The 13,795-nt window shown below is 71.9% G+C and carries 12 protein-coding genes; 8 read left to right on the plus strand and 4 right to left on the minus strand.

The genetic code is table 11. The features are described 5' to 3' along the window. Positions 1–5 precede the first annotated feature (5 nt). Both C471_RS11540 and folP read right to left on the minus strand, forming a co-directional pair. Positions 6–1,442 carry a DHH family phosphoesterase gene (locus C471_RS11540; RefSeq protein ID WP_004049209.1) on the minus strand — a complete coding sequence of 479 codons (1,437 nt, stop codon included), beginning with the start codon at positions 1,440–1,442 and terminating at the stop codon, positions 6–8. Positions 1,443–1,478: 36 nt separating this feature from the next. Further along, positions 1,479–4,145: a dihydropteroate synthase gene (gene folP, locus C471_RS11545; RefSeq protein ID WP_004049211.1), complete on the minus strand. Its 2,667-nt coding sequence runs from the start codon at positions 4,143–4,145 to the stop codon at positions 1,479–1,481. Between the two features lie 141 nt (positions 4,146–4,286). On the opposite strand from folP, the gene C471_RS11550 reads away from it, so the two are divergent. From C471_RS11550 to C471_RS17190, 3 genes are all read left to right on the plus strand, one after another. Further along, positions 4,287–5,399: an ABC transporter ATP-binding protein gene (locus C471_RS11550; RefSeq protein WP_004049213.1), complete on the plus strand. Its 1,113-nt coding sequence runs from the start codon at positions 4,287–4,289 to the stop codon at positions 5,397–5,399. Further along, on the plus strand, positions 5,396–6,151 hold the full coding sequence (locus tag C471_RS11555; protein ID WP_004049215.1) for an ABC transporter permease: 756 nt from the start codon (positions 5,396–5,398) through the stop codon (positions 6,149–6,151). The genes C471_RS11550 and C471_RS11555 overlap by 4 nt, the downstream gene beginning before the upstream one ends. A gap of 134 nt (positions 6,152–6,285) precedes the next feature. Continuing rightward, positions 6,286–6,423 (plus strand): DUF7560 family zinc ribbon protein, encoded by a 138-nt coding sequence (locus C471_RS17190; protein WP_004049218.1) that lies wholly within the window; start codon positions 6,286–6,288, stop codon positions 6,421–6,423. Between the two features lie 413 nt (positions 6,424–6,836). On the opposite strand, the gene ilvA is transcribed toward C471_RS17190, so the two are convergent. Together ilvA and C471_RS11565 are read right to left on the minus strand one after the other, a co-directional pair. After that, on the minus strand, positions 6,837–8,048 hold the full coding sequence (gene ilvA / locus C471_RS11560) for a threonine ammonia-lyase (RefSeq protein ID WP_004049220.1): 1,212 nt from the start codon (positions 8,046–8,048) through the stop codon (positions 6,837–6,839). A 236-nt stretch (positions 8,049–8,284) separates the two neighbouring features. Then, a complete protein-coding gene (locus C471_RS11565) occupies positions 8,285–8,719 on the minus strand; it encodes a gamma-glutamylcyclotransferase family protein (protein WP_004049222.1) in 435 nt (144 codons plus the stop codon). A 136-nt stretch (positions 8,720–8,855) separates the two neighbouring features. Between C471_RS11565 and C471_RS11570 the strand changes: the two genes are divergently transcribed. The 5 genes from C471_RS11570 to C471_RS11590 all read left to right on the plus strand — a co-directional run bounded on the left by C471_RS11570 (position 8,856) and on the right by C471_RS11590 (position 13,762). Then, on the plus strand, positions 8,856–10,319 hold the full coding sequence (locus tag C471_RS11570; RefSeq protein WP_004049224.1) for an MATE family efflux transporter: 1,464 nt from the start codon (positions 8,856–8,858) through the stop codon (positions 10,317–10,319). Positions 10,320–10,369: 50 nt separating this feature from the next. Further along, entirely contained in the window at positions 10,370–11,878 is a 1,509-nt protein-coding gene (locus tag C471_RS11575) for a stage II sporulation protein M (protein WP_004049225.1), read from the plus strand. 92 nt (positions 11,879–11,970) lie between these two features. Beyond that, positions 11,971–12,501 carry an Hsp20/alpha crystallin family protein gene (locus C471_RS11580; protein WP_004049227.1) on the plus strand — a complete coding sequence of 177 codons (531 nt, stop codon included), beginning with the start codon at positions 11,971–11,973 and terminating at the stop codon, positions 12,499–12,501. A gap of 117 nt (positions 12,502–12,618) precedes the next feature. Beyond that, positions 12,619–13,047, plus strand: coding sequence for an Hsp20/alpha crystallin family protein (locus tag C471_RS11585; RefSeq protein WP_049909367.1), 429 nt, complete (start codon positions 12,619–12,621; stop codon positions 13,045–13,047). Between the two features lie 82 nt (positions 13,048–13,129). Further along, positions 13,130–13,762, plus strand: a complete 633-nt coding sequence (locus C471_RS11590) for a protein-L-isoaspartate(D-aspartate) O-methyltransferase (RefSeq protein WP_004049230.1) — start codon at positions 13,130–13,132, stop codon at positions 13,760–13,762. Positions 13,763–13,795 lie beyond the last annotated feature (33 nt).

Here is a 13,795-nt window from a genome sequence, read left to right on the forward strand (position 1 = left end):
CGTCCTCAGTCCGTCGGGAACTCCGGAACTCCCCCCGAGGGCGGCGAGGGCGCGTCGTCGAGCGCCTCGAAGAACCGTCCGGCGACGAACGCCTCGACGATGTCCTCGAGCGACTCCTCGTCGGTCACCTCTTCGAGGATGCCGAGCGAGACCTGTGCGCCGGCCATGGTCGCGTGGCCGCCGGCGGAGCCGACCGGGTCGAGCGCGTCGCGGAGCAGTTCGCCCACGTCGAGGTCCGCGCCGCGAGCGCGCGCGGAGCCGTAGATCACTCCGTCCATGTAGCCGAACACGAACGTCACCGCGATCCCGTCCAGATCGAGGAGGCGCTCGGCGGCCTGCGCGAGGGCGTCGCGGTCGCCGATCTCGCCCACGCAGGAGGCGACGGTCGAGCCGCGCACGTCCCGCCCCTCGATGGCGCGGGCGAGCACGCGGAGCGTCTCGGGGCTCACGCTCGGGCTCTCGACGCGTTCGAGCGTCGACTCGTCGGCGAACGCCGACAGCGACGCGGCCGCCTCGAAGTCCGGGATCGACGTCGACCGCGTGAAGTCCTTCGTGTCGATCCGGATCCCGTACAGGAGGGCGGTCGCGAGGTCCCGATCCGGCTCGATCCCGATCCGCGAGAGGTACTCTTCGATCAGCGTGCTCGTCGCGCCCGCGTCCGGTCTGATGTCGACGAACTCCCCGGCGACGGGGCCGCGCGGCGGGTGATGGTCGATGACGACGTCGACCGGGTACCCCTCGGGGAGGCTGTCGTTGATCCCGGCGCGCGAGTGGTCGACGAGGGCGACCCCGCCGTAGTCGTCGAGGTCGATCCCGTCGAAGGTCCGCAGCGAGAGGTCCAGGAGGTTCACCATCGCGCGGTTCTCCTGGTGGGCGATCTCGCCGCCGTAAGAGGCGTCCGCCGGGACGCCGACCTCCTCGGCGACGCGGGCGAGCCCGAGCGCGCTCGCGATGGCGTCGGGGTCGGGGTTGTCGTGCGCGACGACGAGCAGGGGTCCGGAGAGGTTCCGAAGCGCTCGCAACAGCCGGACCGGCTCCTCGTCGGCGTCGACGCCGGTCGCCTCGCGGACCCGCGAGACGACGGCCTCGACCGGGTCGACGACGCGGTCGGCGACCGCCTCCAGCGCGTCCTGCTGGGCCGCGGTCGGGTTCGTGCCGACGTGCGCGACGATCATCGCGTCCGGGTAGCGGCGCCGTGCGGCCTCCGCGGCGGCGACGTTCCGCTCCGGGTCGTCGCTCGCGACCAGCACGACCGCGGCGCTGTCGGGATACGCCGCGGGGTCGGTCGGGTCGGCCTCCACGGTGGCGACGTTGCGGTCGCGCAGCGTCGAGACCCACCCGGTGTCGTCGGTGATCGCGACGAGCTCGCCGTGCGACTCGCGGGTGCGCTCGACGAGCGTGTTCCCGACCGCGCTACAGCCGAGCAGCAGACGCCGGGCCATATCGGAGCGAGGCGGTCGCGACGCAAAACGCTGCCGTCATTCGCCCGGTTCGTCTCCTTCGGTCTCGTCGCCGGGGTCCGTCTCTCCTCGCGACGCCCCGCCCTCTCGGAGGGAGCCGTTCACCGCGGCGGCGATGTCGACGGCGGCGCGGTTCTCGGCCACGTCGTGGACCCGAACGATATCCGCCCCCCGATCGGCGGCGAGCGCTGTCGCGGCGACGGTGGCGTGCTCGCGGTCGTCCGGCCCCCGATCGACCGCACCGTACATCGACTTGTGGGAGTGCCCGATCAGCACCGGGCAGTCGAGCGCGGCGAACTCCCCGGCGCGGTCGATCAGCTCGAACGCCTCGGCGGCGGACTTGCCGAAGCCGATCCCCGGGTCGACGATCACCTTCTCCCGGTCGATCCCGGCGGTCTCGGCCAGCGCGAGCCGCTCGCGGAGCGCCGCGATCACGTCGTCGACGGCGTCGTCGTACTCGGGGTCGTTCGTCGGGTCGACAGGCGCGTCGAGGCTGTGCATCACCACGACCGGGCAGCCGGCGTCGGCGACGATCTCGCGCATCTCCGGGTCCGCCAGGCCGGTCACGTCGTTGATGACGTCGGCGCCCGCCTCCAGCGCCGCCTCCGCGACGGCCGGCTTCCGCGTGTCGACCGAGACCAGCACGTCGCCGTCGGCGACCGCCGGCACCGACTGAATCGCTTCGAGCGTCGGGACGACGCGGTCGATCTCCTCGTCGACCGGTACGGGCTCGGCGCCCGGCCGGGTCGACTCGCCGCCGACGTCCACGATGTCGACGCCGGCCTCGGCCATCCGCTCGACGCCCGCGACCGCGTCGTCGAGGCCCGCGTGTCGTCCGCCGTCGTGGAAGGAGTCCGGCGTGACGTTGAGCACGCCCATGACCGCGGTGCCGTCGGTCCACGGGTAGTCGTCGGAACCGTCGGGGTCGGAGTCGTCGGGAGCGAAGTCGCCCCGCGAGCCCTCGGCGATCCCGATCCGGTCGGCGATGTCGTCGGCGATCCCCGCGAACTCCTCGTCCTCACGCTCTCTGAGCCGAGAGAGCAGTGCGCGGTACTCCGCCACCGTCCCCGCGAGCGTGACGGGAACGCGCTCGCCACCGGGGACGCGTCCCTCCCCCGCCCCGAGCCCGCCGATCGCGGCGTCGCCGCCGGCCTCGCGGAGGGCGCCCGCGAGCCGCTCCGCTCGGTCGCCGCGGAGCCGGAGCGCGAGGACGCGGTGATCGACTGCCTCGCGTCGGGGTCGACCCGCGCCGGATTCGCCCGCCTCGGGCGGAACGCCGCCGGCGTCGAGCGCGCGCCTCGCGCTCGCGTCGGGGTCGTTCCCGCCGCCGACCGACCGCGGCGTCACGGTCCGCATGCGCGCCGCGCGCGCCTCGGCGACCGCGAACAGCGAGCCGACGAGCAGCACGCAGTCGTCGGGGTCGGCGCGCTCCACCGCGGCGTCGAGGGCGGCGGCCACGTCGCCGCCGGCGGCCACGTCGTCGACGCCCCCGTTCCGGAGCGCGGCGGCCAACACCTCGGGGTCCTCGGCGCGGTCGAGATCCGGGCGGCAGGTGACCGCCGAGGCGGCCGGGGGAAGCGCGCTCGCCGCGCCCGCGTGATCCTTGTCGTGCATCGCGCCGTACACGAGGTGGAGGTCGTCGTAGTCGTACTCGGCGAGGGTCCCCGCGAGGGTCCGGCAGGCCGCCGGGTTGTGCGCGCCGTCGAGCACCGTCAGCGGGGCCGTGTCGACCACCTCGAACCGACCGGGCCACGTCGCCCGGACGAGGCCGTCCCGGACCGCGGCGTCGGAGAGGGGAGCGTCGCCCCCGTCCGCGTCGCCGAGAGCCGCCGCGGTGCGCCGAGCGAGCGCGACCGCGATCCCCGCGTTCGTCGCCTGGTGGTCGCCGACGAGGGGGATCCGATAGGTTCCCTCCACCTCGCCCGACAGCGTCACCTCGGAGTCGGTCGGGCTCACGCATCCCTCGTAGGCGACGGAGATTGCGGGGTCGCCGTTCCCCTCGGCGTCCCCGCCCTCGTCAGCCCCCGCGACCGTCGCGACCGGGGCGCCCGCCTCGTCGGCGACCTCGCGAACGACCGACAGGGCCTCGCCCTCGCAGGCGGTGACGAAGGGGGCGCCCGACTCGGCGATCCGCGCTTTGGTGCGGGCGATCTCCTCGATCGTGTCGCCGAGGACCGCGGTGTGTTCGAGCGAGACGTTGGTGACCGCGGTCGCGACGGGGCCGACCGCGCTGGTGGCATCGTACTCGCCGCCGAGCCCGACCTCCAGGACGGCCACGTCGACCTCGCGGCGCGCGAAGTCGTGGACCGCCATCGCCGTGACGACCTCGAAGAAGGTGAGGGGCTCGCCGGCCGCCGCGCGCTCGACGAGCCACGGTTTCACCTCCGCGACGAAGTCGGCGATCGCGTCCTCGGTCATCGCCAGCCCGTCGACCCGGATCCGCTCGGCGAGCGCGGAGAGGTGCGGGGAGGTGTAGAGGCCGACGGAGAGCCCGACCTCGCGCAGGATCGACTCGGTCATCCGCGCCGTGCTTCCCTTCCCGTTCGAGCCGGCGACCTGCACGAACGACACGTCCTCCTCCGGATTCCCGAGGTGATCGAGCAGCGCCGCCACGCGCTCGGTCCCCGGCTTCACCGAGAAGCGGCGGAGGTCGAAGAGGAACGCCGCCGCCTCGTGGTAGTGCATACGCCGTGGGTCGGCTCGCCGTCGCTTAGGCGTAACGGACCGGGAGCGGTGTCGGGGGACTTCTCGGCCGCCCCCTTCGACCGACCACCCGCCGCGACCGGAAGAGCAACCCTTACGCGCGCGGCACCCCGACCGGTTCGCATGAACGAGACTGCGGCCGCGTCGGCGTCCGCGGCCGACGGCGGGGAGCCGGACCGCGAGGCCGACGCGACCGACTCCGCAGGCGGACCCGACCCGGTCGTCGTCGGAGAGGGCGTCCGCAAGTCGTACGGCGAGGTCGTCGCGCTCGACGGCGTCGACCTCCGGGTCGAGCCCGGTGAGGTGTTCGGGCTCATCGGTCCCAACGGCGCGGGGAAGACGACGCTCGTCCGTGCGCTGACGGGGACGACCGAGGCCGAGGGCGACCTGCGGGTGTTCGGTGCCCCGCCCGACGAGGTCGACCCGCAGCGGGTCGGGCTGCTCCCCCAGTCGTTCGACCCGCCGGAGCGGCTCACGGCGGCCGAGCTGGTCGACTACTACGGCGGGCTGTACGACGCGGCGCGCGACACCGAGCCCGTCCTGCGGGACGTGGGGATGGCCGACGACGCGGACGCGTGGTACGAGAAGCTCTCGGGCGGCCAGAAGCGTCGGACCTGCGTCGCGACCGCCATCGTCAACGACCCCGACCTCCTCTTCCTCGACGAGCCGACCACGGGGATCGACCCGGCCGGTCGACGCTCGATCCACCGCCTGATCGAGCGGCTCGCGGGCGACGGCACCACCGTCTTCCTCACGAGCCACGCGATGGACGAGGTCGAGCGGCTGGCCGACCGCGTCGCGCTCCTCCGGGACGGGGCAGTCGTCGCGGTCGGCGCCCCCGACGCGCTCATCGCCGAGCACGGGGGCGAGCCGAGCCTGGAGGTCGCGCTCGACGGTCCGGCTTCAGAGGCCGACGTCGAGTCGGTCCGAGGGGCGGTCCGTGGGGCGCTCTCGGTGGGGGCCGAGGAGGGGGGGGCGGAGGGTGGAGCAGACGCGTCCGGGAGCGAGGACGCGTCCGCGGTCGAGTCGACTCGCGAAGGGCTCCGGATCGGCGGCGTCCGGCCCGAGGGGATCGGCACCGCCGTCGACGCGCTGGAGGCGGCGGGGGTCGCCTTCGAGTCGCTCGCGTGGTCCGAGCCATCGCTGGAGGACGTGTACCTCCGGCTCACCGGCGAGGAGTACTCGCCGCGGTCGGAAGGGCCTGACGGGGTCACACGGGGCGGAGGTGACCGATGAGCCGGTTCGGGCGGATCGCGACCGAGGCGAGCGCGGCGGCGCGGTCGTTCCTCCGGCGGCGGACGGCGGTGTTCTTCACCTTCTTCTTCCCCGTAATCTTAGTGATGATCTTCGGCGCGCTGGTCCAGACGCAGCCGACCGGGGGCGGGCTGTTCGCGGAGCCCGCCGGCTACTACATCCCCGGCTACCTCGCGGTCGTCGTCCTCTTCACGCCGCTGTCGCGGGTCGGCTCCGAGATCGCACGCCACCGCGACGGCGGCCGGTTCGAGAAGCTGGCGACGACGCCCCTCTCGCGCGCCGAGTGGCTGCTCGCGCACACGCTGGTCAACGTCGCGATCATCGGCGCGGCGAGCCTGCTCATCCTCGGGCTCGTCCTGGTCGTGACCGACGCGGAGCCGGTCGTCTCGCCCGCGCTGGCGGCGCTGCCGGTCTTCGTCGCCGTCGCGGTCGCGCTCTTCTGCGGGCTCGGCGCGCTGCTCGGCGCGCTCGCGGACTCGCAGGACGGCGTGATCGCCGCGAGCAACACGGTCGCGCTCCCCCTGCTGTTCCTCTCCGAGACGTTCGTCTCGCCCGGCCTGCTGCCGGAGTGGTTCCTGCCGGCGGTCGCGGCCTCGCCGCTCACGTACTTCGCGCGCGGCACGCGAGCGATCATCTACGAACCCGGGCCGTGGATCGGCGATCTGGCGGTGCTGTCGGTCCTCGCGGTCGCGTTCCTCGCGTTCGGGGCGTACGCGGTCCCGCGGACGGACTGAAGGCGCCGGCGGCCGGCGCGCTCTCGGAGGCGGGCGCCGAGGTATCTCGGGGTCCGGACGCCGGATTCTCGGGTCTCGAAACGGAAGCCGGTCATTTATATCGCCCGCCGCCGTCTCCGACAACGAGAGAAAGCGTGCCCACCGTTCAATTCACCTGCTCGGACTGCACGCAGACGATCGAGGTCAACGAGGAGATGCGAGAGACGATCCTCGACACCGGCTGCCCGGTCTGTACAACCCCGGCCAGCGAGGACGACTTCGAGGACGAGTAGGGGTTTTACCGTCACGTGGTCAGGGCGTTTGTGTTTGGCTGCTTATAAACGATCGAGTCTTCTGCGGTGACGCTCTCCAAAGCCCCAGTCGGTGAGGACGGCGCACGCTCGCTGTGCTCCTCTCTCAGTCGCTGACGCTCCTTCGCTGCGGTGCTTGCGTCACCTGCGCCGTCCTCACCGACTGCCCCTTTGAGTCCCATCCCGCCCGCTACCGCACAGCAGCCTCACGCCTCCCCAGCCTCGCGGTTCGCGCTCTGCGAGCGCGAACCGCCCCCTCGCACGGCGCTCTCGCCGGCGGCGGAGCCGCCGGCTGTCAGAGAGACCTTCGGTCTCTCCCTACTCGCGGCCGCCGGTGGCGGCCGCTCGGAGGCGCGCGCCACCGCACCGCAGATCTATTTATAAGGCGTCTGCGATCACGAGAGCACTTCGACCTCGTAGCCGTCGGCTTCGAGGGCGTCGATGATGTCGGCGGCGTGTTCGGCGTCGTCGGTCTCCAGTTCGAGTTCGAGTTCGGCGGCGTTGACGGCCACGTCCCGCGAGGTGCGGTCGTGGTGGACCGCGTACACGTTCGCGCCGGTGCGGGCGACGATACTGGAGACGCGCTCTAACTCGCCGGGGCGGTCCTTCAGGTCGATCGTGATCTTGAGGTACCGGCCCATCTGGACCAGCCCGCGCCGGATCACGGTGCCGAGGCGGTTGAGGTCGATGTTGCCGCCACAGAGGGCGGCGACGATCGTCTCGTCGTCCTCGTAGTCGAACGCCTCGGAGAGGACGGCCGCCAGCGCGACCGCGCCGGCCCCCTCGACCAGCGTCTTCGAGCGCTCCAGGAGGAGCGTGAGCGCGAGGGCGATCTCGCGGTCGTCGACCGTGGCGACCTCGTCGACGTACTCGCTCATCACTTCGAGCGTCTGCTCGCCGATCGATCGGGTCGCGATCCCGTCGGCGATCGTGTCGACGCTGTCGATCTCGTGGACTTCTCCCCTCTTCAGCGACTCCCCCGCCGAGGCCGCGCCCTCGGCCTGCACGCCGACGACTCGCACGTCCGGGAGCTGCTCTTTGATCGCGACCGCGACCCCCGAGATGAGCCCGCCGCCGCCGATCGGGACGACGACCGTGTCCAGTTCGGGGCAGTCGTCGACGATTTCGAGGCCGAGCGTCCCCTGTCCGGCCATCACCACGGGGTCGTCGAACGCGTGGACGTAGGTCCGACCCTCCTCGCGTTCCAGCTGGTGGGCGTACGCCTGCGCCTCGTCGTAGTCGACGCCCTCCAGCCGGACGCTGGCGCCGTACCCGCGGGTGGCCTTCACCTTCGAGACGGGTGCGAACTTCGGCATCACGACGGTGGCGTCGACGCCCGCGCGGTCGGCCGCCAAGGCGACGCCCTGCGCGTGGTTGCCCGCGCTCGCCGTGACCACTCCGGCCTCGCGTTCGGCGTCTGAGAGCGTGGCGATCCGGTTCATCGCCCCGCGGATCTTGAACGCACCGGTGCGCTGGAAGTTCTCCAGTTTGAGGTGAACGTCCGCGCCGCTCATCTCGGAGAAGGTCCGCGACCGCTCTAAGGGCGTGTGCCGAGCCACGTCGTCGACGCGCCCGCGCGCCTCGCGAACGTCGGAGAGGGTTATCATACACCGCCTTCGCCGCGCCGGGCGCTAATCGGTTCCGGTCCGTCCCGTTTTGCCGTCGAACGAGGCGAGCCGAGACCGCGTCGAGCCGAGCCGCTGGCTCGCCGTCTGTGAAAGGGGGAATGCACGCGTGTGACGTGCAGGTGAACCGAGACGTGCCGAATACAAAAAGGTGAGGCTAGCGGAGTGAAAGTGAAACCGCACGACTGCAGCGCCGTCATCTCTCCGTCAGACGGATCTCAGGGGGCCAAACGCACCCCGACGGCTTCGCGTTCGAGGTACCGGTCGACCCGATCCGTGAACCCGGAACCGCCGCCGTTCCGTTCGCCATCGCTACCATCGCCTCCCTCGTCCGGCCACGTCGCGTCCGCGTCGAGCCGGTCGGGGTCGCCGACGTACACCGCCGCTTCGTCCGGGTGGCCGTCGGGCGCGTCGAGCGGGACCGTCACTCGCCGATACAGCCCCTCTCCGACGCGCTCGTACTCGTCGAGCGCGTCCATCTCCTCTGTCCGGAGGAGCCGACCGCCCGTCTCGCCGCCCGGCGCGAGCGTCGGGTACCGACCCTCGACGAGGTGGAGGCCGAACAGCGTCGCCGGCCCGACGTACACGTACGAGTCGAGCACCTCGGCGACCCGATCCGGTTCGGTCAGCGTCCCGTACACGAAGATGTCCATACTCCGTGTGTGTCCGTCACATGTTTCAACGTTCGGTCGCCCGGGCACTCCGATCCGGACCGGCGGACGGTTCGCATCCGGCGGCGCCCTCCGGCTCCGATACGCAAAAGCCCCGTCCGCCCCTCCGCGGTGACACATGGACCTTCCGCGGCTGCGGCGCGTCTGGACGCGGGTGTTCTCGCTCGCGTGGCCGGTCATGGCCGAGCAGACGTTCCGCACCGCGATGCGGACGACCGACGTCCTCGTCACCGCGCTGTTCTCGCCCGCGGCCGTGGTCGCGATCGGGCTCGCCGACCTCTACGCCCGGTTTCCCCTCCGGATTGGCCTCGGACTCGGCGGCGGCGCGATCGCGCTCTCCTCGCAGGACACCGGCGCGGGCGTGACCGGAACGCGCGACGAGGCGGTGACGCAGGCGGTCCTCGTGGGCGCGCTCGCCGGGATCCCCTTCGTGCTCTTCGGCCTCTTCTTCGGCGAGTTCGCGATCGGCGTGTTCGGGCGGCTCGTCGGCGATCGGACCTCGCCGGCCGTCGTCGATCTGGGCTCCACGTACCTCGCGATCGTCTTCGCGACCGCCCCCGCGCGCCACGTCGCCTTGGTCGCCGCTCGCGCGTTGCAGGGGACCGGCGACACCCGCACCCCGATGTACGTCAACGTCGCCGCCAACTCTGTCAACATCGCGGGGTCGGTCGCCCTCGGACTTGGTCTGCTCGGGCTCCCGCGACTGGAGGTCGTCGGCGTCGGCCTCGCGACCGCCGGCGCCAACGTGCTCACGGCCGGGCTCCTCTGTCTCGCCATCTGGGGCCCGTGGACCGAGGCGTCGTTCGCGCGCCCCCGCGACCTCACGATCGCGAGCCAGCTCCTCCGGGTGAGCGCTCCCCGCGTGCTGGAGGGGTTCGGCTCGGAGATCGCCGAGTTCCCCTTCAACGCGCTACTCCTCGGCTTCGGCGAGTCGGTCAACGCCGGGTTCCAGATCGGGCGTCGGGTGTACCAGCAGGTGACCGGCCCGCTCTCGCGCGGCTACAACGTCGCCGCCTCGGTGCTCGTCGGGCAGTCGCTCGGCGCAGGCGACCCCGACGAGGCCCGGTTCAACGGGTGGGCCGTCGCCGGGCTAGGCGTGCTCACGGTCGGAGCGATCGGAATTGGTCTGGTCGCGCTCGCGCCCCGGCTCGTCCCGATCTTCACCGACGACGGACCCACGATCGCGTACGCGGTCGACTTCGCGCGCGTCTACGGCCTCGCGGGCGCCGTCCTGGTCTGCTTCTCCGCGCTCTCCGGCGCGCTGCAGGGGGCGAGCGAGACCCGGATTCCGCTCGTCGCCCGCGTCTCCGGGATGTTCGGCCTCTTTCTCGGGGCGTCCTGGCTGCTCGGGCGCACCGCCGGATTCGGCCCGCAGGGGGCGTACGTCGGCGTGTTCCTCGCGTACGCGTGGATGGCGCTCGTCGTTATCGCTGGCTTCCGCTATTCGGGGTGGGCCGACCGCGCCGCGGAGATGATGGCCGAGCGGGGGAGCGACAGCGGGCCGGGCGTTTCGACGCCAGGCGGTCCGTCACCGGACGACCCGACACCGGACGACTCGGCTTCGGACCGTGCCTCGAAGTGAGCGCCCGGACCGCTCGGGCTTTTAAGTATTCGACGGACAAACCGCTCCGCATGGACTTGTCATCCGCCGTCTCCGCCACCGCGTCGACCCTCCGACGGCGCCCCGCCGACCTGCTCCCGTTTTACCTCCTCGGCACGGCGGTCCCCGTCGTCGCCCGGATGGGCCTCTTCGTCGCGCTCGCCGGGACGTACCTCCACTACGAGCTGACCGGTCGGCTCGCTGACGCGCGCCGAGCGCTCGCCGACCTGGATCTGACGCCGCCCGACACGCAGGACCCCGAGGCGGTCCAGGCGTGGGGCGAGAGCGTGGCGCCCGCGCTCGAACCCCTCGCGTCGCCGACCGCGCTCCTCCTCCTGACCGTCGGCACGGTCGCGACGCTTCTCCTGGCTATCCTCACGTACGCTGCGGTCTCCGCCGGACAGATGTCGGCGGTCGCGGGCCGCGTCCGCGGCGACCGTGGACTCCCCGCCGGAATCGCCGGTGTGCGGGGGCGCTGGCTCACGTTCCTCGGCCTCTACGTCTCCGAGTTCCTGCTGTGGGTCGGCGTGTCGCTGCTCGCCGGCCTCGCGATCGGCGGGGCGTTCCTCGTTAACCCCTTCGTGGGCGCCGTGGTCGCGCTCCTCGCGCTGCTCGTCGGGTTGGTCGTCCTGCTTCTCGTCCGCGCGGTGTTCGCGTTCGCGCCGGCCGCGGTCGTCGTCGACGACGCCGGCGTCGTCGGCGCCGTCGAGGGCGCCGGCGGATTCATCCGGTCGAACCCCGTCGACGCCCTCGCGTACCTCGTCGTCGCCGTCGGCGTGCTCGTGGCGATCTCCTCGGCCGCGTCCGCGCTCGCGTTCCTCGGGGGCGGGGCCGTCGTCGCGCTCGCCAGTGCGGTCGTCGCCGCTCCCGCGCTCGATCTGCTCAAGACCGTCCTGTACGGCGACCACCGCGGCGCGGTCGCCCCCATCGATCCGGTCGACGCCCGGCTCCGCGACCAGTTCGTCGGCGGCGTCCGCCGCGGCTGGCGGGAGATGATCGGGTTCGTCCGCCGGACCCCGGGGCTGCACGTGATCACCGTCCTCGTCGGCGTCGGGTTCGGCGCGGTCGGGTGGCTCGCCGTCGACCCCTTCGTCGGCGCGTTCACCACGTCGATCGAGTCGCGGCTGGTCGGCCACCTCCCGCCGACGGCAGCGCTCAACTTCTTCGGGAACAACTGGTCGGTCGCGATGGCGACCTCGCTCGGCGGCGTCGCGCTCGCGGTCCCCGCGCTCTCGTCGATTGCGTTCAACGGGATCGCGCTCGGCGCCACCGCGGCGCTCGAGGAGAACCTCGCCGCGCTGCTCGCGTTCGTCGTCCCGCACGGAATCCTCGAAATCCCCGCGCTGTTCATCTCCGGCGCGCTGGGGATCCACCTCGGGATCGTCTCGTGGAAGACGCTCCGCGGCCGTCTGTCCCGCGAGGCGTTCGCCGATTCGCTGGAGAACGCGTTCTGGGTGCTGATGGGTATCGGCGTGTTGATCGCCGTCGCCGCGTTCATCGAGGGGTTCGTGAGCCCGTACTACTGGCGGCCGTTCCTCTAGGTCTCGACTCCTCGCGCCGCTTCCGTTTCGCTTTCCGTACGCTCGACTACCGCCCGTACGTTCAAGTCTCTCCGTCACGAATCCTGACCTGTATGACGCGACGCGATCCCTTCACCGAGATAGAGGACCTGCTCGAACGGATGGGCCAGGAGTTCGAGGAGCTCGGCGGCACGCTCGACTCGCCCGGCCCCGGCGCCCCCGACTTCCCGGGCGCTCGCGACGTCGATGTCGACGTTATCGAGGACGGCGAGGTGATCACCGTGCTCGCCGACCTCCCCGGCTTCGACGCCGCCGATATCGAGGTAGAGCTTCACGACGACGCGCTGTCGATCGCGGCCGCCCGCGAGGAGACGCGGAGCGCCGAGGTGACCGCCGACGAAGGCGGCGCGGCCGGAGACGACGCGGCTGAGGGCGACACAGCCGAACCCGACGACGCGGGCGACGCGGACGTTCGCTACCATCGCCGCGAGCGCCGTCACCGCGCGGTATCACGCCGGATTTCGATCCCAGAACCCGTCGAGAGCGGCGGCGCGACCGCCTCGTACGACGACGGCGTGCTCACCGTCACCCTCCCCAAGCGGTCGCCGTCGGACTCCGCCGGCCACAGCATCGACGTGAACTGACCGTCCGGCGATCGGGCCTCCTCGTCGTGGTTTCGAGTCTTCCGATCCGCCTGACCCGAGCTATCAATCATCCTGTCGTCTTTAATACCACAGAGTGCGTCTCCATAGATGATCACCATGAACGGAACCAACCCCTTCGACGAGATCGAGCAGTTCCTCGGCCGCACCTCTTTCGGCGGCGACCGCGCGTGGGGGCGTGACCTCCGGACCACCGACATCGACGTGGCCGAGTACGACGACGAGTTCGTCGTCATGGCCGACCTCCCGGGGTACGACCGCGAGGACATCGATGTGCGCGCGACGGACGGCCGGCTCACGATCACCGCCGAGCGCGACGCGGAGCGCGAAGCCGAAGAGAGCGAGGACGCGAACCGGCGGTACCTCCGACGCGAGCGGCGCCACGAGTCGATCACCCGGTCCGTCGACCTTCCGGGACGGGTCGTCGACGCGGACGCGAGCGCGACGTACCGCCACGGCGTGCTCACTGTCACGCTCCCGAAGGCCGCCGCCGAGGAGGACGACGGCCACCGGATCGACGTGGCGTAGGTCCCGGTTTCGTCTCTCTTACCCCGCCGACGTTCTCTCCCCCGCCGACACCTTCTCCACGCGCGGCGTGCTAGGGTGACCCATGGACGACGCTGACCGCGAAGCGGCGCGCCGCGAACTCGTCGACGCGCTCCGCCGTCGCCTCGACGTCGACGAGCGCACGCTCGCGGCGATCGAGGCGGTACCGCGACACGCGTTCGTCCCGGAGGGCCGACGATCGCGCGCCTACGCCGACCGACCGCTCCCGATCGGCCACGATCAGACGATCAGCGCGCCGCACATGGTCGCGGTCATGACCGACCTGCTCGATGTCGAACCCGGCGACAGGGTGTTCGAGATCGGCACGGGCTGCGGCTATCACGCCGCGGTCGTCGCTGAGATCGTCGGTCCGGGGAACGTCTACAGCGTCGAGTACGAACCGGACCTGGCCGGATCCGCCCGCGAGCGACTTCGGCGGCTCGGGTACGACGTGACCGTCTGCGCCGGCGACGGTCGGACGGCATTCTCCGACGAGGCCCCCTTCGATGCCGCGTACCTGACCTGCGCGCCGACCGACGGTGTCCCCGATCAAATCGTCGACCGCGTGCGGACTGGCGGTCGGGTCGTCGCGCCGGTCGGTCGCGCCGGTACGCAGCGGCTCGTCCGCCTGACGATCGAGGAAGAGGGCGTCGACCGCGAGGACCACGGCGGCGTCCGGTTCGTTCCGATGCGATGAGGGACGGTGTGACGGTGGCTGACGCGATGCCGA

The sequence above is a fragment of the Halorubrum saccharovorum DSM 1137 genome (assembly GCF_000337915.1).
GTDB classification, from domain to species: domain Archaea; phylum Halobacteriota; class Halobacteria; order Halobacteriales; family Haloferacaceae; genus Halorubrum; species Halorubrum saccharovorum.